The organism is Orenia sp., assembly GCF_055140805.1.
The window spans coordinates 1-21,595 of the sequence record NZ_JBSQYM010000002.1; the positions used below are offsets into that span (position 1 = coordinate 1).

Sequence of the window (21,595 nt, forward strand, 5' to 3'; positions counted from 1 at the left end):
AGAAATAACACTATTTTCTAGCTACTTCATATTATTTTGATGTTAAATGGTAAAAAATCTAACAATTATAATAATTACTTAAATTAACCTGCATTGAAATAATAAGATAATAAAACTGACCAGTCAGTTTTATTATCTTATTATAAATAATTATGGCATAAATGTCAAGATTATTTATAATATCAATATTGATTCAGATGAAATATTTTATCTATAAAAATATCAGCAATACCTTATAAAAAATCTAGGTACTTAATAGCACCTAGATTAAAAAATAATATTTAATTAATAATTCTAAAGATGATTGATAACTAGTTAACTAAAATTATATAGATATCTTCTTTATATCAAATACTCCCAATTTAATAACTCCTAATAAAATAAATCCTATAGAACTAGATATCAAAAATATCAATTGATTTAAATCAGCCTGACTAATACCAATAGCAATCATCCCTAAAAAAATACTAACTAAATAAATTATTGTAACAGCTTGAATTTGACTTAATCCTAATTCTAATAATTTGTGGTGTAAATGACCTTTATCAGCTTTAAAGATGGGCTGTCCACTTAATTTACGGCGTAAAATAGCAAATAAAGTATCCAAGATAGGAACACCTAGAGCTAATACAGGAATTAATAGTGTTATAGCAGTTACACTCTTTAAACTCCCCACTATTGAAACTGTCCCTAGCATAAAACCTAAAAACATACTTCCTGTATCTCCCATAAATATTTCAGCAGGATTGAAATTGTACTTTAAAAATCCTAAAGTAGCTCCAATAACTGATACAGCAAGAATAACAGTTAAGACTTGCCCTTGCTGATATGCAAAGATAGCCAAAGTTGCTGTAGCAATTACTGTAACTCCTCCTGCCAACCCATCCATACCATCAATTAAATTAATAATATTCATCACACCTACAATCCAGATTAATGTCATTGGTACTCCTAATAATCCTAAATAGTAGATACCACCAAAAGGATTACTAATAAATTCAATTTTAGTTCCAAATCCAATCAATACTAATCCCACTACAATCTGACCTAATAATTTCACAATTGCAGATAACTCATACAAGTCATCTAAAATACCTAAAATAACAATTAAAGTCCCACTAACAATGATTCCTAAAAATTCAGAGCTAAATCCTGTCAAGATTAGGGCAAATAATACGCCCAAATAGATAGCAATCCCTCCCAAACTAGGAATAGGTTTAATATTAATTCTACGCTTGTTAGGCTTATCTACTGCTCCTAAACTAAAGGCTAAACACTTCACTTGAGGAACCATTAAATAGCTAATCAATAATGCTACTAGTAATGGATAAATGAACATATTATCCACCCCTCTCTAATTTATATTTATAATATAATGGCTTCATTATTAAAAAGTAACTGATATAATATAGAGATAATGCGACACTTTTAAATATCAGTGTGAGTTGGTGTGTGAGTAAACCCTAATAGAACAGCACTTCACACACTCTCACACTCATAACTCACACTAACACGAAAGTGTCCCAATAACCCCATTAACCAATATTCTACTAACATAATACGTTAATATAGTTTTAAAACAACATTAAAAGAGAGGCATAAATTAATCTATGCCCCTTATCTCTAAAACTAAGCCTAAAACTTTTGCTATTAATCAAGTCTACCCTTATTCTATGAAATTTTAGCTCAGCTTTCAATTATAAATTTATGGAAAATTAATTAATCTCTTCTATTTCAATTCCTGCTTCAGTCATCATCTCTGAAGCCAATTTATCTGGGTAAGCTCCTTTAAATACCACCCGTTTGATGCCTGCATTGATAATCATCTTAGTACATAAAATACATGGCTGATGAGTACAGTACAGTATTGCCCCATTAATCGAGCTCCCATGTAAAGCAGCCTGAATAATAGCATTCTGTTCTGCATGAAGTCCTCGACATAATTCATGGCGCTCTCCTGAAGGAACATTATTCTGCTCACGTAAGCAACCTGTCTCTTCACAATGTTTTAAGCCACTAGGTGCCCCATTATATCCTGTCGCAAGAACACGCTTATCTTTGACAATCAATGCTCCAACCTTTCTTCTTAGGCAGGTTGAACGTTTAGCTACAACTTCAGTCATCTCCATAAAATAATTATCCCATGATGGACGCATAATTTCACCTCTCTTTTATAATCGCTAATATTCTGTGTAGGGAACGGTTGCAACAGTTCCCTACTAATCATAAATTAAATATAAGGACACAGCATGCCGTGTCCTTATAAAAAATATTAATTTACAAAATAATTCTCTTCTTAAAATTAAGAGGGGCTAAAAGTTTGGTTTTACTGATTACTCGTCACTCGTTACTTTCATCCAACTTTACCCTAATTTAAATTTAATTATGAAGTTGGATGAATATAATTACTTAGTTCCAAACAATCTATCTCCTGCATCTCCTAAACCTGGCTCGATATAAGCATGGTCGTTTAATCTATCATCTAAAGCAGCAGTATATATCTCTACATCTGGGTGTACTTCCTGTAGCTTTTTAACTCCCTCTGGAGCAGCTACTAAACACATGAACTTGATACTTTCAGCACCTCTATCTTTAACAAACTGAATTGCTGCAGCTGCTGAACCACCTGTTGCTAACATTGGATCCACTACAATTAACTCTCTTGATCCAATATCAGTTGGCATCTTACAATAGTATTCAACTGGCTCTAAAGTCTCAGGATCACGATATAGCCCAATATGTCCCACCTTAGCTGCTGGGATTAAATTGAACATACCATCAACCATTCCTAACCCTGCTCTTAAGATAGGTACAACAGCTAATTTCTTTCCAGCTATCACCTTGGCAGTTGTCTCCATAACTGGAGTCTTAATTGTAACATCTTCTAGAGGCAAGTCTCTAGTTACTTCATAAGCCATTAAAGTTGCAATCTCATTAGCTAACTCTCTAAATTCTTTAGGTCCAGTCTCTTCTTTCCTTAAATGTGTCAATTTGTGTTGAATTAATGGATGATCAATAATATGTACTTTGCTCATTAAAAATTCCTCCTATTTTTGATGTAATAACGGATATTCTTCAACCAGCTCCTCAACTTCTCTTCTTACTTCGGCTTTAATCTCTTCATTATCAATATTTAATAATAATTTAGTAATCATCTTCGCTACTCTTTTCATCTCTTCTTCCTTCATACCTCTAGTTGTTAAAGATGGAGTTCCTATACGAATTCCACTTGTCACAAAAGGGCTTCTAGTTTCAAAAGGAATTGTATTCTTATTCACAGTAATACTTACTTCATCTAATGTATGCTCTGCTTCTTTTCCAGTAATATCATGCTCAGTTAAATCTACTAACATTAAATGATTATCAGTACCACCAGAGACTATTCTAAACTCCTGACTTAAGGCTTTAGCTAAGACCTGTGCATTCTTTACAACCTGTTTTTGATACTCTTTAAACTCAGCACTCAATGCCTCTTTGAAACAAACAGCCTTAGCAGCAATAATATGCATCAAAGGTCCACCCTGAATACCAGGAAAGATTGCCTTATCAATCTTCTTAGCAAACTCCTCTTTACATAAAATCATCCCACCACGAGGTCCACGTAGAGTTTTATGGGTAGTAGTAGTTACTATCTGGGCATACTCTACTGGGTTTTGGTGTAACCCTGCTGCTACTAATCCTGCAATGTGAGCCATATCAACCATTAAATAAGCTCCTAGCTCATCAGCTATCTCTCTAATTTTTTTGAAATCTATCTCCCTTGAGTAAGCACTTGCACCAGCTACAATCATCTTAGGTTTATGCTCTAATGCCAATTCCCTCAATAAATCATAATCGATTCTTTCATCATCTTGACTTACTCCATAAGGAACAAAATTATAGTAATTACCTGACATATTAACAGGACTACCATGGGTTAAATGACCACCATGGGTCAAGTCCATTCCTAAGACAGTATCTCCTGGCTCTAATAGTGCAAAATAAACAGCAGCATTGGCTTGAGAACCAGAATGTGGTTGCACATTAGCATGTTCTGCTCCAAATAACTTCTTTGCTCGCTTGATAGCCAATTTTTCAGCAATATCAACATACTCACAACCACCATAATATCTCTTATCTGGATACCCTTCAGCATACTTGTTAGTTAACACCGTACCCATAGCCTCTAAAACTGCTTCACTAACGAAGTTCTCTGAAGCAATTAACTCCAAATTCCCCTTCTGCCTACTCTCTTCTTGTTTGATTACTTCAAATAATTCAGGGTCAGTCTTCATTAAATTCTTCATTAGTTCACTCTCCTCTAATCTTCTAATTGACTAATCTTATCAATCCTTCTTTGATGTCTTCCACCTTCAAACTCAGTATCTAACCAAGTTCTAGCAATCTCTAAAGCTAACTCACTACCAACAACTCTCTCTCCCATAGTTAAGATATTAGAATTATTATGTAATCTAGTTGCCTTAGCCGAAAATACATCATGGCATAAAGCAGCTCTAATTCCTTTTACCTTGTTGGCTGCAATTGACATGCCAATTCCAGTTCCACAGATCAAAATCCCTCTATCATATTCTCCATTAGCTACACTATAAGCTACCTCTTTAGCAAAATCAGGATAATCTACAGAATCAGTACTATCTGGTCCAAAATCATGATACTCTATTCCCTTTTGATCTAATAGCTCTTTAATTTTACCCTTTAAATTTATTCCTCCGTGATCACTACCTAATGCTATCTTCATTTCTATACCTCCAATTATATAGTTTATAGTTGATAATGTATAGTTGATAGTTAAATTAACAAATATCTCATATTTACTTTTAGGCTTAATCTCAAATTTAATATTATTTTATTAACTATCAATTATCAACTTTCAACTATCAACTCTTTAAACTATTCTCTAATTGATATTATTATCCTGCTTATTAATCTAAATTTTCGACAATCTTCTTCAATTCAGCTTTTATCTCTTGGGCACAATCTCTATAAATTGAAAGGGGTTGTCCAAAGGGATCAGAAACATCTAAATTACCTACTTCATCTCTCAATCTAGCCAACTCTCTTTTTTCAGTTAAAACTCTTTGATTTAAATCATCTTCCAATTCACTAATTCTTCCGTCTATACTCTCAAGTTCATTAAGTAGCTCTTCTCTTCTATTCTCTAAATTTTCAATCTCTTCTTGATACTCAAGAATAAACTCTTCTCTTTTTCTATCTATTATCTGATGTAACTCTTCTATTTGCTTGGTCTCACTCTCAATATCTTCAATTCTAGCTGCATACTCCTTTAATGTATAAACCTTCTCTCTAAACTCAGGATAGTCATCTAAAATAATTAGTTTATGCCTTTGAGTCATTGTTAAAATCAGATCGGCTTCTTTTGCCAACTCCTTTGATAATAATGTAGTTTGATGATTACTCAGGTCTATTCCTTCCTCTTGCATAACCCTAATTGCCTGCTGGGCTGCCCCTCCACCTTCAAAGGCAGATATACCTGCTGATTTAACCTTATAATTATCATTACCAGAGCTAGTTAATAAGTCCTTAAGTAAAACTTCTGCCATACTGCTTCTACAGGTATTTCCAGTACATACTAACAAGATAGTCTTCTTCAAAAGATCACCTCCCTATTAAATAATAAATTTCACTGTTATGATAAGAGAAAATGGATTCCTAATAAAATTAACACAATCCCTCCTAAAATTTCAGCATTACCACTGGCTAAACTACCTATCTTATCACCCAAGGTTAAGCCACAGATAACCATTGCAGTAGCAACACCTCCTAAAATCAGACAGCTAAAAAATATATTTGCATCTAACATACCTAAACTAAACCCAACAGATAAAGCATCAATACTGACACTTAAAGCCAAAATAATCAAAGACCAGCCATATAAATCAAAACTACTATCCTCTCCACCATCTTTAAGATTTTCATAAATCATTATCATACCCAAAATCATCAATACTCCCGAACCAATGGTTGTAGTAATCTTATCTATAGTATTTTCAAAATAATAATTGCCAAAAAAATCATGTAAAAAGAGTCCTAATTCTACCCCTAGTAAAGGCATAATAATATGAAATATCCCTATAACCAAGCTAAGTTTTAATAATAATAATAACCTCAATCTTTTTGTACCAATGGCTACAGAAACAGAAAAAGCATCTGTCCCTAAAGCCACCCCCAAAGTAATTACCTCCATGATATTCACTATAACCCTCCCCATTAAGAAGACAATATATAAGCAAAAACATTATATATATATTCTACTTGGAAAGAAGTTATATCTAAATTTAAGTATTAGTTACTAAAACCCTATACAATGATAACCATAATAATTAATAGCTATCAGCAATCAGACTTCAATAATCTGATAAGCTGCTGACTTTCTCAATCTATTCATAATTGCTAAGCCCAAGCCTTCTAATTGAAGGCCTTCTATGAAAATCTTCTCAATTCCTTCTTCATCAAATTCTCGTAATAACTTAAAAATACTCTGACTAATCTCTATTAGATTCTCTTTACTACCCATAATTTTAATATTAGCACCTAAGTAATCATCTGCCAGTTCTTTACTTACCATTACTCCAATTTTTTTACCTTTATCTGAACTTATCAACTCTTCAATCTTTTCTTTAATCTTATCTTCTTCACCTTCGATTAATATGACCTCTGCTTGAGGAGCATAATGTCTATACTTCATTCCTGGAGAGATTGCTACTTTAGACTCATCTGCCAATTTACTCTTAACTGCAGGGTCTATATCCACTTGACCTAGTTCTTCTAACAGTTGTTCATAGGTCACTCCCCCAGGCCTTAGTAAGATAGGTACTTCTCTAGATAAATCAATCACTGTTGATTCTACTCCTAGACCAGTCTGTCCCCCATCTATAATTCCAGCTACTCTACCAGCCAAATCTTCAATAACATGTTCAACTAGAGTAGGACTAGGTTTACCAGATAAATTAGCACTCGGTGCTGCTAGAGGCAATCCTGCTTCTTTGATTAATTCTAGTGCTATAGGATGGTTTGGCATTCTAACTGCTACTGTATTTAATCCCCCTGTAGTAATCTTTGGAACCTTCTTAGACTTTGGCAGAATAAGTGTTAAGGGTCCTGGCCAAAACTTATTCATTAATTTTTGGGCAAACTGAGGTACTCTTCCACTTATTAAATTCTCTATATCTTTCTCTTGCCCAATATGTATAATTAAAGGATTATCTGATGGTCTCCCTTTAGCAGTAAAAATAGAGCTTACTGCTTTTTCATCAAGGGCATTAGCACCTAAACCATACACCGTTTCAGTAGGAAAAGCTACTAACTTTCCCTCTCTTAATAATTCTGTTGCCTCTTTAATCTCTTCTTTTGAAAAGAGATTAGTTCCTTTAATACTTCTCATTATAATATACCCTCTTTCTACTTATATATAGTATCAGTGTGAGTATGAGCGAAGTCCAGACCACCTAAAACATTTAGTTTTTAAATACTTTGAACTTACTCACACTGAACACTAATTTCTGATACTATAACAACTGAAATTTTTTTCAGTTGTTATATAGTATATAATATTTTATAAGATTTGTTAAGAGGGATTAGATTATAATTACTATTACCCAATAGCTCTGGAATTATTCTATAAACCACCTCTTATAATTTCCTTTGTTAACATAGAAAAAGTAGGCTTTAAAGCCTACTTTTTCTTAGCTAAAACTACACGCTCAATTCCAGCATAATCTTTAATTACCTCTATATTATCAAAGCTATTACCCTTTAATAAAGTAGCTATATCTTCAGCTTGATTAACTCCTACTTCAAAAGCAATAAATCCACCTATATTCAACCTGTTTACCGATTGCTTAATAATCTCTCGATAAAAATCCAATCCATCTTTGCCACCATCTAAAGCAGTTATAGGTTCATTTTTAACTTCCCGTTGTAAATCATCTATATCTGCTGTAGGAATATATGGAGGATTAGAGACTATAATATCTACTTGTTCACCAACCGGTTCTAATAAACTACCTAATCTAAAATCTATCCTATCTAAGAGTTCATGGTTATCAGCATTCTCTTTAGCTACTTCTAAAGCATCAGCAGATATATCAATAGCTATTGCTTCTATCTCTTTTTGTGCTAACTTTATCAAACTGACTATAATAGCTCCACTTCCTGTCCCTATATCAACAACCTTAATTCTATCTAAGTCAGTATCTTTAATCTTATCTAAAACAATCTCTACTAAATGCTCTGTCTCTGGTCGAGGAATTAAAGTAGCATCATTAACCTTGAAATCTAAAGACATAAACTCTTGTTTGCCAAGAATATAAGCAACAGGAGTACCTTTACTACGAGCAATTACAAACTGACGATATTTATCTACTTCAGCTTTAGTTAAAGGTTTATCAAAATTGACATAAAGATTTATTCTTTCCATATCCAATACTTCTGATAATAAGATCTCAGCATCTAAACGAGCACTAGTAATCTCATACTTTTGAAAATGTTTAACAGTTCTATCTAGTATCTCCTTAACCGTTAGAAGTTCCAATTTAGTCCACCAGCTTCAATTTTTCTATTTGGTCTGCTGTAGTTAAGGCTTCAATCACTTCATTTAAGTCACCATCTAAAATAGCATCTAACTGGTGCATTGTTAAGTTAATTCTATGATCAGTTACCCTTCCTTGAGGGAAGTTATATGTTCTAATCCTTTCACTTCTATCACCAGTACCAACTTGGCTCTTTCTTGCTTCAGCAACTTCAGCTTGTTGCTCTGCTTCTATCTTCTCCTGCAATCTTGCTCTAAGAATTCTCATAGCCTTATCTCTATTTTTATGCTGTGATTTTTCATCCTGGCAGGATACTACTAATCCAGTAGGTAAATGAGTAATTCTAACAGCAGAATCGGTTGTATTAACACTCTGACCACCTGGTCCACTAGAACGATAAGTATCAATCTTTAAATCATTTGCATTAATATCAATATCTACATCTTCTGCCTCTGGTAGCACTGCAACTGTAGAAGTAGATGTATGAATACGCCCACTAGACTCTGTATTAGGTACTCTTTGCACTCTGTGAACCCCACTTTCATATTTTAGACGACTATAAGCTCCCTTACCTTCAATCATAAATACAATCTCTTTATATCCTCCCATCTCAGAAGGACTAGAGCTCATTACTTCAGTCTTCCAACCTGCTCTTTCAGCATAGCGACTATACATTCTATATAAATCACCTGCAAAGATATTTGCCTCATCACCACCAGCACCACCACGTATCTCAACAATAACATTCTTCTCATCATTAGGGTCTTTAGGAATTAACATCAACGGTAATTTTTCTTCTAATTTTTCCATTCTTGGTTGTGCTTCATCTAACTGCATCTTAGCCAATTCAATCATCTCTTCATCATCAGCAATCTCTAAGACCTCTTCTGCTTCTTTTGCATTTGCTTCTAACTCTTTATATTCTCTATATTTCTCAACTATATCTCTCAAATCAGCATATTCCATAGATAATTTCTGGAACTTCTCTTGGTCACTAATAACTTCTGGATCACTTAATAACTTCTCTATATCTTTATAACGTTTAACAACACCTTCTAATTTATCAATCCAATTCTTCATCAATAAACCTCCTTAATACATTTCAATACAAATTCTATCTTATTATACCATAAATATTATTGAAGTGAAGTAAAACAATAGAGTGATTGTGACACTTTTAGGAATCTGGAATCAGTAGTCAGGAATCACTTATAAACACTGGTTCCAGATTCCTGATTCCCGACGCCAAAGTGTCGCAATATTCCCCTATTCTACTACTTCCTAAAACATCTTCTTCTATCACAAAAATTTAATCTAAGCTACTTCCCGTTCTTCCTCTAATACTGTCTCTAAAGATTTAATAGCAACTTCTAATTGATCTAAAGATGGTTCCCTAGTAGTTAACTTTTGTAAATATAGACCAGGTAAAGCTACTAATTTAAATAATCTATTTGCCTTCTTCTTCCCTGCTTGCTTAATTAGTTCATAAGAGAGACCAGCTACAATAGGTAATAAAGCGATATGAATTAAAATTCTATTAATCAAAGTTGGCTTTCCAAAAAACGAAAATAAAAGTACACTCATCATCATTACAATCAATAAGAAATTAGTTCCACATCTTGGATGAAGAGTAGAGAAACTCTGAGCATTCTCGGCAGTCAAAGGTAACTTAGATTCATAATTATGAATTACTTTATGCTCTGCTCCATGGTATTGGAAGACCCTCTTGATATCCTCTAACCGAGATATCGCTAATATATATATCAAAAAGAAAGAAATTTTAATAATACCTTCACTTAAATTCAATAATAAAACCGAAGTAATATTATTCTGTAAAAATGAGACCAATAATGCTGGTAATGCCACAAAAAGTCCAATTGCTAAACCAAAAGAAACACCCATGGAACTTATTAACTCCCAAAAGTTTAATTCTTCTTCCTCTTCACTAAACTGATTTGCAGAAAAGGTCAAAGCCTGCAAACCTAAAACTAATGATTGAAACAAGGCCACAACACCTCTAATAATTGGCCATTTTAAGAATTTAAACCTATCACTTAATACTTTCAGTTTTCTTCTATCTAAGACTATCTGTCCATCTTCTTTACGGACTGCTATAGCTACGTTATTCTTACCTCTCATCATAACCCCTTCAATAACAGCCTGACCACCATATTGAGTTTTAGACATCTATCTATCTCCCTCCTATACTGAGTTTTTAATTCTCTAACTATAATTCTATCATTTTATTGATTAATTTGAAAGTTAGATTAAATAAGGGACTATAATTGTAAGCTCACTGCAAAAAACTAATATTTATTAGTCAATAAGCTAAGCCGAAGTTAACATTTATATACTACTTCTTTAAGAAAAAATAATTAGATTAATTGTATTGAATATAAAAAATAGCAGAGCATATAGCCCTGCTACCTTTATTATTCGCCAATTCCATATTTCTCTTTGAATCTTGCGATTCTTCCACCTTTAGCAGATGTCTTCTGCTTACCTGTATAGAATGGATGACAGTTGGAACAAATCTCCACCTTCATGTCACCTGTTGTAGTTTTAGTTTCAAAAACTTCTCCACAAGCACATGTTATAGTTGCATCTGTATATTCTGGATGGATTTCTTTTTTCATTTTGCTCACCTCTTTCCTTTGTCATCTTAATAAGTACTCGGTCAATATTTCAACTTTTACATTATAACACAGTTAAAAAACTATTGCAACCTAATCTAAATAACTCAATGGATTTATAGCTCTATCCTTAATTCTAATTTCAAAGTGTAAATGAGGTCCCGTGCTTCGACCAGTGCTACCAGAATAAGCAATTATCTGTCCTTGATAAACCTTATCTCCTGCTCTTACTAACAATCTAGAATTATGGGCATAACGAGTAGAAATCCCATTTCCATGATCAATATAAATAGCCTTACCATAACCAGATAAATATCTACTCTGTGTTACTACACCACTTCTTGCAGCCCTGACTAAAGAACCTTTGGGAGCAGCAATGTCTATGCCTTTATGGATTCTCCCCCACCGTCTACCAAAAGGAGAAGTAATTCTTCTATATTTTGTTGGCCAAATAAAAGTACTATTTTGATTATTAATATTAGTTTTTGAATAATACTTTTTTCTAGAAGAATCACCATCACTATTATTAATTGGAATAATTAATGCTTCACCAACTTGAATCAAATTTGAGTGTGCTATGTTGTTGATTTTAACCAACTCATAACTACTGACATTATACCTTTGCGCAATACTCCAAAGGGTCTCACCAGATTTTATCTTATGAATGATAACGTTACCACGCGGAATGTTCAACTTTTGTCCAACTACAATTATATTCTTATTAGCAAGATTAGGATTAAAATTCATAAGAAGAGATAAGTCAACACTAAATTTCTTACTTATCTTCCAGAGCGTATCCCCTACCTCTACCTCATATTTAAAAAGAGCTAAATGATTGTTAACCCTATTAAAATTTGAATCTAAGTTCATTCTGGCCTCAACATCTGGCAGTGGTGCTATCAGCAATAATAAACTGATAACAACTATAATTTTCTTCATTTTTTCACCTCTAAAATTATCTCAAGTAGCTATAATTATAGAACTACTAGTTATCACAAATCTAAGATTTAAAATATTTTCTGTAAAGACTTTAACATTGCCTTATTATTCTTACTTGCTTTTAATTGTTTGATGAAAGAATCAATAATCTCAGTCGGATTATTATTCATATTTCGCCTTATCTTCCACATTGTATCAAGTTCTGCCTCTGATAACAATAGCTCTTCCTTTCTAGTACCTGAAAGATTAACATCGATTGCAGGAAATAATCTTTTCTGTGCTAGACTACGACTTAAATGGAGCTCCATATTTCCTGTACCTTTAAACTCTTCATAAATCACATCATCCATTCTACTTCCTGTCTCTACCAAAGCAGTAGCCAATATAGTCAGGCTTCCACCTTCTTCGATATTTCTTGCTGCTCCAAAGAATCTTTTTGGTTTATGAAGTGCTGTTGGGTCTAGACCCCCTGATAAAGTACGACCACTTGATGGAATAGTAACATTATAAGCTCTAGCTAATCTAGTGATACTATCTAATAAAATGATAACATTTTGTTTCTGCTCTACCAATCTTTTAGCTTTTTCTAAGACCAACTCTGATACATTAATATGGTTTTGAGGTGGCTCATCGAAGGTCGAACAGATTACTTCTGCATCAACAGATCGTCGCATATCAGTAACCTCTTCAGGACGTTCGTCTATTAATAGAATCATCAATTTAGATTCTGGAAAGTTAGCTGTTATACTATTGGCTATCTTCTTTAACAATACAGTCTTTCCTGCTTTTGGTGGAGCAACAATTAACCCCCGTTGTCCCATCCCAATTGGAGCTATTAAATCTATTAGGCGACTAGAAATTTCACTAGGATCATGCTCTAAAGTTATTCTCTTCTGTGGATATAAAGGAGTCAAATCTTCAAAATGGGGTCGTTGTTGAGCTAATTCAGGATTTTGATAATTAACAGCTTCTATTCTAAGTAAGGCAAAATAACGTTCATTCTCTTTAGGCTGGCGCACCTGCCCAGAAACAACATCTCCATTTCTTAAATCAAAACGACGTATTTGAGATGCTGATATGTAGATATCATCTGTACTAGGCACATACTTAGATGGTCTTAAAAATCCATATCCATCTGGTAGTATTTCTAGTACCCCTTCAGCAAAGATTAATCCTCCTTTCTCAGTTTCAGCCTTCAATATTTCAAAGATTAATTCTTTTTTCTTTAATCTAGTGTAACCAGTGATTTTTAAAGTTTTTGCAATTTCGTATAACTCTGTTATAGTCTTCCCTTCCAACTCAGTAATATTCATTAAGAATAACTCCCTCTCTAAAAATTAATTCCCAATTTAAAAAGTATATATACTCCAAAAAGATAAACTGTTGTTATTGCAATAGAATCCCAACCTACCGTTAAGAAAGTCTTTTTAGAACGATAGAAGAGACCAATTACTGCAATCCCACTCAATATTAACCCTAAGACAGCTGTTATAGTATGGTTTAAAGATACACCAGCTAATACAGAACCATCTTTATAGAAGATATCTGCAACTAAAATAATTACCATATTAAATATATTACTTCCAAAGACATTTCCTACTGCAATATCATAAGCATTGATTCTAATTGCTGATATAGAAGCAACTACTTCAGGTAATGAAGTTGCTGCAGCTACCAAAATGCTTCCCATAAAAGTTGCATCAAGACCACTTATTTTAGCGATTTTATCGGCTGAAGATGACAGATATATACCAGAAATTATTATAAAGACAGCTGCAATTGCAAAACCCATTATAGCCTTCTTTAAAGATGTATCACTATCTGTCAATTCTTCCTCTGCTTCACTTTCTAACTTATTCTTCTTTTCATAGCGATATATCAGACGTGCTCCAATAATATAAGTTAAAAAGATTATAATAGCACCTAAACCTACTCCAAATATTTCTACATGGAAATTACTTAAATTATTGATTAAGATAAATAAAGTAGCAAATCCTGCTAATAACATCCCTAATAAAGCAGATAAAATATGTTTAGAATGCACTCTAAGCATAAATGGACCTGCTCCATGGATTAAATCAACCAAAGCTAAAATCATTAAATTAAATGTATTACTTCCAAAAACATTTCCTATTGCAATATCAGGAGCACCTATCAAAGAGGCTGTACCACTACTAACCATCTCTGGTAGGGAAGTGGCACCTGCTACTAAAATACTCCCTACTAAGGCTTGCCCTAAGCCTGTTTTATCAGCAATAACATCACCATAATCTGATAATTTAGTTCCAGCAATTATTATAACTGTTGCTGATATCAAAAAGATAATCCACAATTCTAACAACTCTACTCCTCCTATTTGTCAATAAGTTACTGTTTTTCATTATCTAAGAAATTCACCATTAATTATATCATTTTCTCTACCAATCAGTCAATTAAAATTCCTGACCGAAAGGTAAAGGCTTTTGGTCTAAACAATGAACTGCTTCAACTAACCTCATAGTTCCTGTCTTAGATCTCATAACTAAAGAATGTGTAATAGCCTTATTCCCTTGGAATCTAACACCTTCTAACATCTCACCATCAGTAACTCCAGTAGCTGAAAAGATAATCTCATCACCAGCAGCCAAATCCTCTAATCTTAAAGCTACATTCACATCCTCGATTCCCATCTCCTTAGCTCGTTCTATCTCCTCATCATTTCTTGGAATCAATCTAGCCTGCATATCTCCACCTATACATTTCAATCCAGCAGCTGCTAATACACCCTCTGGAGCACCACCAATTCCCATCATTATGTCTACCCCAGTCTCTGGTAATGCTGTAGCTAGAGCACCCGCTACATCTCCATCTTTGATTAATTTAATTCTAGCTCCCACTCTTCTTACCTGATCTATTAATCCATCTTCTTTGCGATGACGAGGCTTGTCCAAAATTACCACAGTAATATCCTCAACTGCCTTACCTTTAGCTTTAGCCACAGACTTAACATTCTCTTCTACAGAACTATCAATATTAATAGCTCCTTTAGCTTCTGAACCTACAGCAATCTTATCCATATACATATCTGGAGCATGTAAAAGAGAGCCATGGGAAGCTACTGCTAAAACTGACAAAGCATTAGGACGACCTTCTGCAATAATTGTAGTTCCTTCTAAAGGATCTACTGCTATATCAACTTTAGGAACTTCTCCATCTCTAGTTCCAATCTTCTCACCAATATATAACATAGGAGCCTCGTCAATCTCTCCCTCTCCAATTACTACCTCTCCATCTATATCTATAGTATCAAACATTCCTCTCATTGCATCTACTGCTGCTTGGTCTGCTGAATCTTTATCACCTCTACCCATCCATCTTGCTGAAGCAATAGCTGCTGCTTCTGTCACCCTAACAAATTCAATTGCTAATTCTCTTTGCATAATATATTATCCCCCTTATTATTGATAATTTATTAATTAATTTATAAAATACCATCTAATTCAAATAATATAAAATTATATACATTAGACGTATAACTTTTATTATTTTAAACAGAAAAAAGGGGCAGAACAAATTCTGCACCTTTTTGAAAAAATAGTATATTATTTTCTAAATTAAGCTTTATTAGCACTACCAAAAGTATCAATCTTCTCTTTAGCAGCTTCAACAATTCCAGCTTTACCTGGTCCAATGATTTTACGTGGATCATATACTTTTGTGTCATTTGCAATTACTTCACGTACAATCTTTGTCCATGCTTGTTGGAATTCAGTGTTTACATTGATTTTACAAGTTCCACAGCTAATTGCTTTTTCAATATCAGCAGTTGGAATACCAGTTCCTCCATGTAATACTTGAGGAATATCAGCAAGACTTCTAATTTCTTCCATTTCATCAAAGCCTAAATCAGGCTCTCCTTGATATGGTCCATGAACAGAACCTAATGCTGGTGCTAATGCATCGATACCAGTTTTTTCAACTAGCTCTTTACATTCTTGAGGATCAGCATATTTAATTCCTCCAACGATACCGTCTTCTTCTCCACCTACAGTACCTAATTCAGCTTCAACAGATGCACCATTTGCATGTGCATAGTCAACTACCTTCTTAGTAGTAGCAATGTTCTCTTCCAATGGATGATGAGATGCATCAATCATAACAGATGTAAATCCAGCATCAATCGCTGCTTTACAGCTTTCAAAACTTGTTCCATGGTCTAAGTGAAGTGCAACTGGAATAGTAATATCCATATCTTCTAATAGAGCCTTTACCATACTTGCTACTGTGTGGAATCCACCCATGTAGCGTCCAGCACCTTCAGATACACCTAAAATAACAGGTGATTTCTTAGCTTCACAAGCCTCTAAAATAGCTTGAGTCCACTCCAAGTTATTGATATTAAACTGTCCTACTGCATACTTCTCTTCTTTTGCTTTGTTTAACATATCAGTCATTGATACTAATGCCATAATCTTATAACCTCCTTAAAATTTTCAATACTTATTATTCCATAAAGAAGAATTAAAATCCTTCTTTAGTTTCAGTTTTTTCGACATTTTTTGAAGAAGTAACCTTTATAAAGAATATTGAATCTAATAACCATTATAAACTAGTATGTATTTATAATATTTCTAATAAAAATAGTAACAACATTTAGTATATCCTCTTCTAAATAAATGTCTTATGTAAAATAACCCAATATAGTGTATACTCTTCTCTTATATTATGACTTATAATGAGTATAGAGTCAAACAATAATTAAAAATATATCAAATTGGTAGTTAGGGGTTGGATGGGTAGGTGGTTAGGCAGTTCCTAACCACCTACCCATCTGTCTACCTAATAAACAAAGTGTCGTAATATAACTATATTGTATTAGTTCTTATACTAGCAGAACAAGTTAAGCTAATAAAAATCTAAAAGATCAATTCTTTCTTCTCAATTATCTATATTTTTAAAATTAATTTCTGTTATTGCAAGCAGATGAACTATCTATTATAAATTTATTCCTTCTAAAGCACTTACCACACCTTCTAAAATTTTAATCTGCTTTATCTTTCTTAAAAAAGCTAAATCTTCTTTAGTCTCTGCACTTATTCTAGTCACACCATGACACCTATTACAAGTTAATCTTATTTCACGAGGTAACATATCTATATCAATATCTGAACTTCCACATTGACAGACTAGACCATTAGCTTCTGCAATATCATGTAGCTCATTTAAGACAGATAACATTATTTCGGGATTACTAAAATAATCTTCAAACCCCAATTTATCTATCATTAACTTTAAACATTCTTCCTCTTGCTCAGCCAATCTCTTTACATCATCATAGGGGCCTAAATATCCTAATTCAGCTCCGTTATCCAAACATTTAATCTTTTTGACTCTATTTGTCCAAAATTGCCCTTGGGTATAAGAGACCCTATGTGTAGACTCACAAACTACACAAATATATTCTAACCAATATTTTTTAGAACTACTCTTCCCAAATACTAATTTAGTATATCCACAACCACATTTTATTTCTAATCTATTTTTTCCAGAAAAATCAAATATACTGATTCGATTTAATTCTAATTCTCCGCAAAGAGGACATCTCCAGGCCAGAGTAGCATTACATTGAAGTAACATTATTGGCTCCCCCTCCTTTCCACTCCTTCCTTGATAAATATTCTCTACCAAGATAGCAAAATCCTTTTAATAGATTAAAAATATTATCCAACAATATTTTAATCTATATAGATTGAATTAAATAATTTCATTAATTAAAAATCAATAATTAACTTATTTAGCAACGAATATAGCGAATTTAAAACAAAGAAAATTCTAAACTATTAATTTATTCTTTTGGCCTTTTATTCGTGTAATTCGTGTTAATTCGTTGCAAAAAAGATTTTTTGATTCTTTAAAGAAAAACATTAGTTCAACTTATATAGTTCAACAACCAGCTTTGTGATTAACACTAGTTATAAGGACACAATTTTAATAATCTAGAATCTGGAATCAAGAGTCAAAAACCTGTAAATTATACTAATTCCAGATTTCTAATAACCGATTTCTTGCATTTCATTATTAATTATCAATCTAATTTTTCACAAAAATCGTGGAATAATCTTTAATCTTATTCATACTTTAGAGCTTTCTTGCTACTATAGTCTTTATATCTTGATCTACCTCTAATTTAATCCAGTTGTAATCCTTTAATGAATCTAACCTAGTCTCCCCTGCTGTAGTGATTATCTTTGTAGCTTTACTCAAAGTATAAGTCTTTAACGAAGGTTTTAATCTAGTACCTAAATTAATGGTAATGCTACAATTTTGATAATCTATATCTGCTAACATACCACTGACTTCATAGTGATATAAAACCAATTTATTTAGCTTATTCCCAACACCAAAAATAGCTATTCCTTTATCACCAACTCTCAATTCAGATAAGTTAGCTGCAAAATTATTTCGTAGTAATTCTATATTGGAATCCAAGGAATAAGTAATCTCTTTATCAGTATCTAAATTCTGTAAAGTAATTGAATCCTCGTTAATCTTTTTAACCTTAATATCAACTACACTATAAAAACTTGCTATAGACAATATTTCTTCAGAACTATCTAAGTTAACTTTGGCATATTGAAAAGTATCAGGAGTAATTGGTCTTAAAGCTAATAAAGATACTTCTCTATTATTTAAAGAAATATCTGCATTTAGCTTAACTTTGTACTCTTTTACACTATTATCATTACACTTTAGCAATATAGTATCTTGTTTTGCATTTACCGCTATTACCTGTCCAGTTATCTCTTTAGCCTCAACATGTTCATTTAAAATAAGAACATTTAACAATATAATTAAAATTAATATAGCTTTTTTCATAATTATCTCCTCCATATATCTTTTGTTAGTAATATTATTGACATATTATTCCACAGATATACGTGAGAAAATAAATTTATTTACCGGACAGTGACAAGTAACGAATAGTTTCTGTATAATTTAAATGTATCTTTATAGAGATAGTGCGACACTTTTAAATATCAGTGTGAGTGTGTGTGAGTATGAGTAACCCCCAATAGAAAGGCACTTCACACACACTAACACTCATAACTCACACTAATACGAAAGTATCACAATATACCTATAAAATTTTATTTTAAATTTATATATTTAGAGAACTTAACGATAGATTTGATAGTATAACAAAAAAATAGGCTATCGCCCAGTCTTCTACTCAAAGCCTTAAAAATAATTCAAAACAATTTTTAGCAACGAATCTCACTAATTTATGCAAATTTAATTCAAAACATTTTTAAGACCTAATTTAGTTTTTAAATTTTAATTCGTGCTATTCGCGTTAATTCGTTGCTACTTTTTTTAACCACTTTAAACAAGTTATCCACAACCTCTAAAAAAATTAATCTCCTTATTAAAAAAAGGCGAGAAGATTCTCGCCTCTAATAATTAAAATTATTTAACTGTAGCCTCTACAAATCCTTTAAATAACGGATGAGGTCTATTTGGTCTAGATTTAAACTCTGGATGGAATTGACTTGCTACAAACCAAGGGTGTTCTGGAACTTCTACAATCTCTACTAATCTATCATCAGGAGATACTCCAGATAATAGTAATCCTGCTTCAGTTAACTGCTTACGGAACTGATTATTAAACTCATATCTATGACGATGACGCTCATAAATTACCTCTTCTTGATATAAGTCACGACTAACAGAGTCCTTAGCTAGTTTACAAGGATATAATCCTAATCTCATTGTTCCACCCATATCCTCAATATCCTTCTGTTCTGGCATTAAATCAATTACTGGATAATCTGTATCAACAAATTCAGCACTGTGAGCCTTATCCATCCCACATACATTTCGAGCAAACTCAATTACTGCACATTGCATACCTAAACAGATTCCTAGGAAAGGAACTTCATTCTCACGAGCATAACGTATAGCCTCTATCTTTCCTTCTACACCTCTATCACCAAATCCTCCTGGAACTAAGATACCATCTACATCAGCTAAAAACTCAACTGCATTCCCCTCTTCAATATCTTCTGAGTGAACCCACTTAATCTCAATCTCTGCATTATTACTGATTCCTGCATGCTGTAAAGATTCAGAAATACTGATATAGGCATCTTGTAGTTCTACATATTTACCTACAATCGCAATAGTGGTCTTTTTATCAAAATTCTTCATTGTACTAACAATCTGCTTCCATTCTGATAAGTCTGGTTCAGAGACCTTAGAACGAAGTCCTAATTTCTTTAGAGCAATTCTAGCTAACCCTTCCTCTTCCATAATCAGAGGTAATTCATAGATACAACTAGCATCCTTAGCTTGGATAACAGCATCTTTATCAATATCACAAAACAGTGCAATCTTCTCTTTAACTTCTTTAGGTAATTCATGTTCTGTACGACAAACAATTACATCAGGCTGAATCCCTAGACTCCTTAACTCTTTAACACTATGTTGTGTTGGCTTTGTCTTAAGCTCCCCTGCTGCTGCTAAATAAGGTACTAAAGTACAATGTACATACATTACATTATCAGCACCAAAATCACTCTTACATTGGCGAATAGCCTCTAAGAAAGGTAACCCTTCGATATCTCCTACAGTACCACCAATCTCTACTAAGGCAACATCAACATCCTTATCCTCTCCTAAACGCTTGATTCTAGATTTCATTTCATCAGTAACGTGAGGAATAACTTGGACTGTTCCACCTAAATAATCTCCTCTACGTTCTTTAGCAAGTACTGTAGAATAAATCTGACCTGTTGTAACATTAGAATTCTGACTTACATCTATATCAATAAACCTTTCATAATGGCCTAAATCTAAATCAGTTTCAGCACCATCATCAGTAACAAATACCTCACCATGCTGATAAGGACTCATAGTACCTGGATCAACATTGATATAAGGGTCTAACTTCTGTACAGCTACCTTCAAACCCCTCTCTTTTAATAGCCTTCCTAATGATGCTGCAGTGATTCCCTTACCCAGTGATGATACAACTCCTCCAGTTACAAAAATATACTTTGTCATGTATTCTCCTCCTTTATATTAGTGTGAGCAATTAATTTAAAACTGAACAATAAGCACCAAAAGAGGTCACTACTTCTCACACTTACAAGCAACCCAACTTATTTGTCAGACGTCTATCTTGGCTTCTGCCATATAAAAAGACTAGAAAATTTAGAGACAGTTACCCCTAATTTTCTAGTCTTTTTTCATTCACGTAAAAGACTTAATGAGTATAAACCCTAGATATATTCCTATAATCCCTAAAACCCCTGCTAAATTTGGTGGAGCAGGAATAGGTAAGTTCAAAAATCCGAACAAAGCACCAACAATCAATCCACTTATAGTCGCCATCAACATTTGATTCATAACTATTCCTCCTTAGATATTATTCTATCCTTCTAAACACCACCAAATTCATAAATAGTAACAAGTAACCAGTGAGCAGTGGCGAGT

At 33.1% G+C, this 21,595-nt stretch carries 21 protein-coding genes; all 21 read right to left on the reverse strand.

Features of this window, described 5'->3' with window-relative positions; translation table 11 throughout:
* Positions 1–325: 325 nt before the first annotated feature.
* On the reverse strand, positions 326–1,339 hold the full coding sequence (locus tag ACTCDL_RS00280) for a glycosyltransferase family 4 protein (protein ID WP_463173195.1): 1,014 nt from the start codon (positions 1,337–1,339) through the stop codon (positions 326–328).
* A 376-nt stretch (positions 1,340–1,715) separates the two neighbouring features.
* Positions 1,716–2,156, reverse strand: a complete 441-nt coding sequence (locus ACTCDL_RS00285) for a deoxycytidylate deaminase (protein WP_463173196.1) — start codon at positions 2,154–2,156, stop codon at positions 1,716–1,718.
* Positions 2,157–2,405: 249 nt separating this feature from the next.
* Entirely contained in the window at positions 2,406–3,035 is a 630-nt protein-coding gene (gene upp, locus ACTCDL_RS00290; protein WP_463173197.1) for a uracil phosphoribosyltransferase, read from the reverse strand.
* Positions 3,036–3,047: 12 nt separating this feature from the next.
* The gene (locus ACTCDL_RS00295; RefSeq protein WP_463173198.1) at positions 3,048–4,286 is read right to left on the reverse strand and encodes a serine hydroxymethyltransferase; all 1,239 of its coding nucleotides are present in this window, start codon (positions 4,284–4,286) and stop codon (positions 3,048–3,050) included.
* 14 nt (positions 4,287–4,300) lie between these two features.
* Entirely contained in the window at positions 4,301–4,738 is a 438-nt protein-coding gene (rpiB, locus tag ACTCDL_RS00300) for a ribose 5-phosphate isomerase B (RefSeq protein ID WP_463173200.1), read from the reverse strand.
* A 184-nt stretch (positions 4,739–4,922) separates the two neighbouring features.
* Positions 4,923–5,612 carry a low molecular weight protein arginine phosphatase gene (locus tag ACTCDL_RS00305; protein ID WP_463173202.1) on the reverse strand — a complete coding sequence of 230 codons (690 nt, stop codon included), beginning with the start codon at positions 5,610–5,612 and terminating at the stop codon, positions 4,923–4,925.
* Between the two features lie 35 nt (positions 5,613–5,647).
* A complete protein-coding gene (locus ACTCDL_RS00310; RefSeq protein WP_463173253.1) occupies positions 5,648–6,205 on the reverse strand; it encodes a manganese efflux pump MntP in 558 nt (185 codons plus the stop codon).
* A gap of 153 nt (positions 6,206–6,358) precedes the next feature.
* Positions 6,359–7,402, reverse strand: a complete 1,044-nt coding sequence (locus tag ACTCDL_RS00315) for an L-threonylcarbamoyladenylate synthase (RefSeq protein WP_463173203.1) — start codon at positions 7,400–7,402, stop codon at positions 6,359–6,361.
* A 291-nt stretch (positions 7,403–7,693) separates the two neighbouring features.
* Positions 7,694–8,551, reverse strand: coding sequence for a peptide chain release factor N(5)-glutamine methyltransferase (prmC, locus tag ACTCDL_RS00320; RefSeq protein ID WP_463173205.1), 858 nt, complete (start codon positions 8,549–8,551; stop codon positions 7,694–7,696).
* 1 nt (position 8,552) lies between these two features.
* Positions 8,553–9,629: a peptide chain release factor 1 gene (prfA, locus tag ACTCDL_RS00325; RefSeq protein WP_463173206.1), complete on the reverse strand. Its 1,077-nt coding sequence runs from the start codon at positions 9,627–9,629 to the stop codon at positions 8,553–8,555.
* A 234-nt stretch (positions 9,630–9,863) separates the two neighbouring features.
* Entirely contained in the window at positions 9,864–10,736 is an 873-nt protein-coding gene (locus tag ACTCDL_RS00330) for a DUF1385 domain-containing protein (protein WP_463173208.1), read from the reverse strand.
* A gap of 245 nt (positions 10,737–10,981) precedes the next feature.
* Positions 10,982–11,185, reverse strand: coding sequence for a 50S ribosomal protein L31 (rpmE, locus tag ACTCDL_RS00335; RefSeq protein WP_068719578.1), 204 nt, complete (start codon positions 11,183–11,185; stop codon positions 10,982–10,984).
* Between the two features lie 90 nt (positions 11,186–11,275).
* Positions 11,276–12,121 carry a peptidoglycan DD-metalloendopeptidase family protein gene (locus ACTCDL_RS00340; protein ID WP_463173209.1) on the reverse strand — a complete coding sequence of 282 codons (846 nt, stop codon included), beginning with the start codon at positions 12,119–12,121 and terminating at the stop codon, positions 11,276–11,278.
* Positions 12,122–12,189: 68 nt separating this feature from the next.
* Positions 12,190–13,434 carry a transcription termination factor Rho gene (gene rho, locus ACTCDL_RS00345; RefSeq protein ID WP_463173210.1) on the reverse strand — a complete coding sequence of 415 codons (1,245 nt, stop codon included), beginning with the start codon at positions 13,432–13,434 and terminating at the stop codon, positions 12,190–12,192.
* Between the two features lie 17 nt (positions 13,435–13,451).
* Positions 13,452–14,462 (reverse strand): sodium:calcium antiporter, encoded by a 1,011-nt coding sequence (locus ACTCDL_RS00350; RefSeq protein ID WP_463173212.1) that lies wholly within the window; start codon positions 14,460–14,462, stop codon positions 13,452–13,454.
* Positions 14,463–14,553: 91 nt separating this feature from the next.
* On the reverse strand, positions 14,554–15,540 hold the full coding sequence (glpX, locus tag ACTCDL_RS00355; protein ID WP_463173214.1) for a class II fructose-bisphosphatase: 987 nt from the start codon (positions 15,538–15,540) through the stop codon (positions 14,554–14,556).
* A gap of 174 nt (positions 15,541–15,714) precedes the next feature.
* Positions 15,715–16,569, reverse strand: a complete 855-nt coding sequence (fba, locus tag ACTCDL_RS00360; RefSeq protein WP_463173216.1) for a class II fructose-1,6-bisphosphate aldolase — start codon at positions 16,567–16,569, stop codon at positions 15,715–15,717.
* Between the two features lie 526 nt (positions 16,570–17,095).
* Positions 17,096–17,737 carry a hypothetical protein gene (locus ACTCDL_RS00365; RefSeq protein ID WP_463173217.1) on the reverse strand — a complete coding sequence of 214 codons (642 nt, stop codon included), beginning with the start codon at positions 17,735–17,737 and terminating at the stop codon, positions 17,096–17,098.
* 501 nt (positions 17,738–18,238) lie between these two features.
* Entirely contained in the window at positions 18,239–18,976 is a 738-nt protein-coding gene (locus ACTCDL_RS00370) for a hypothetical protein (RefSeq protein ID WP_463173219.1), read from the reverse strand.
* 591 nt (positions 18,977–19,567) lie between these two features.
* Positions 19,568–21,163 carry a CTP synthase gene (locus ACTCDL_RS00375; protein WP_463173221.1) on the reverse strand — a complete coding sequence of 532 codons (1,596 nt, stop codon included), beginning with the start codon at positions 21,161–21,163 and terminating at the stop codon, positions 19,568–19,570.
* Positions 21,164–21,352: 189 nt separating this feature from the next.
* Entirely contained in the window at positions 21,353–21,508 is a 156-nt protein-coding gene (locus ACTCDL_RS00380; protein ID WP_097017356.1) for a XapX domain-containing protein, read from the reverse strand.
* Between the last annotated feature and the right edge of the window lie 87 nt (positions 21,509–21,595).

Excerpts from the sequence above, each read along its gene's own strand:
- ACTCDL_RS00340 (WP_463173209.1), bottom strand. The coding sequence starts at position 12,121 with ATGAAGAAAATTATAGTTGTTATCAGTTTATTATTGCTGATAGCACCA.
- ACTCDL_RS00365 (WP_463173217.1), bottom strand. The coding sequence starts at position 17,737 with ATGTTACTTCAATGTAATGCTACTCTGGCCTGGAGATGTCCTCTTTGC.
- upp (WP_463173197.1), bottom strand. The coding sequence starts at position 3,035 with ATGAGCAAAGTACATATTATTGATCATCCATTAATTCAACACAAATTG.
- prfA (WP_463173206.1), bottom strand. The coding sequence starts at position 9,629 with ATGAAGAATTGGATTGATAAATTAGAAGGTGTTGTTAAACGTTATAAA.
- ACTCDL_RS00380 (WP_097017356.1), bottom strand. The coding sequence starts at position 21,508 with ATGAATCAAATGTTGATGGCGACTATAAGTGGATTGATTGTTGGTGCT.
- ACTCDL_RS00285 (WP_463173196.1), bottom strand. The coding sequence starts at position 2,156 with ATGCGTCCATCATGGGATAATTATTTTATGGAGATGACTGAAGTTGTA.
- rpmE (WP_068719578.1), bottom strand. The coding sequence starts at position 11,185 with ATGAAAAAAGAAATCCATCCAGAATATACAGATGCAACTATAACATGT.
- ACTCDL_RS00295 (WP_463173198.1), bottom strand. The coding sequence starts at position 4,286 with ATGAAGAATTTAATGAAGACTGACCCTGAATTATTTGAAGTAATCAAA.
- glpX (WP_463173214.1), bottom strand. The coding sequence starts at position 15,540 with ATGCAAAGAGAATTAGCAATTGAATTTGTTAGGGTGACAGAAGCAGCA.
- ACTCDL_RS00375 (WP_463173221.1), bottom strand. The coding sequence starts at position 21,163 with ATGACAAAGTATATTTTTGTAACTGGAGGAGTTGTATCATCACTGGGT.
- ACTCDL_RS00310 (WP_463173253.1), bottom strand. The coding sequence starts at position 6,205 with ATGGAGGTAATTACTTTGGGGGTGGCTTTAGGGACAGATGCTTTTTCT.
- ACTCDL_RS00330 (WP_463173208.1), bottom strand. The coding sequence starts at position 10,736 with ATGTCTAAAACTCAATATGGTGGTCAGGCTGTTATTGAAGGGGTTATG.
- ACTCDL_RS00315 (WP_463173203.1), bottom strand. The coding sequence starts at position 7,402 with ATGAGAAGTATTAAAGGAACTAATCTCTTTTCAAAAGAAGAGATTAAA.
- fba (WP_463173216.1), bottom strand. The coding sequence starts at position 16,569 with ATGGCATTAGTATCAATGACTGATATGTTAAACAAAGCAAAAGAAGAG.
- rpiB (WP_463173200.1), bottom strand. The coding sequence starts at position 4,738 with ATGAAGATAGCATTAGGTAGTGATCACGGAGGAATAAATTTAAAGGGT.
- ACTCDL_RS00370 (WP_463173219.1), bottom strand. The coding sequence starts at position 18,976 with ATGAAAAAAGCTATATTAATTTTAATTATATTGTTAAATGTTCTTATT.
- rho (WP_463173210.1), bottom strand. The coding sequence starts at position 13,434 with ATGAATATTACTGAGTTGGAAGGGAAGACTATAACAGAGTTATACGAA.
- ACTCDL_RS00280 (WP_463173195.1), bottom strand. The coding sequence starts at position 1,339 with ATGTTCATTTATCCATTACTAGTAGCATTATTGATTAGCTATTTAATG.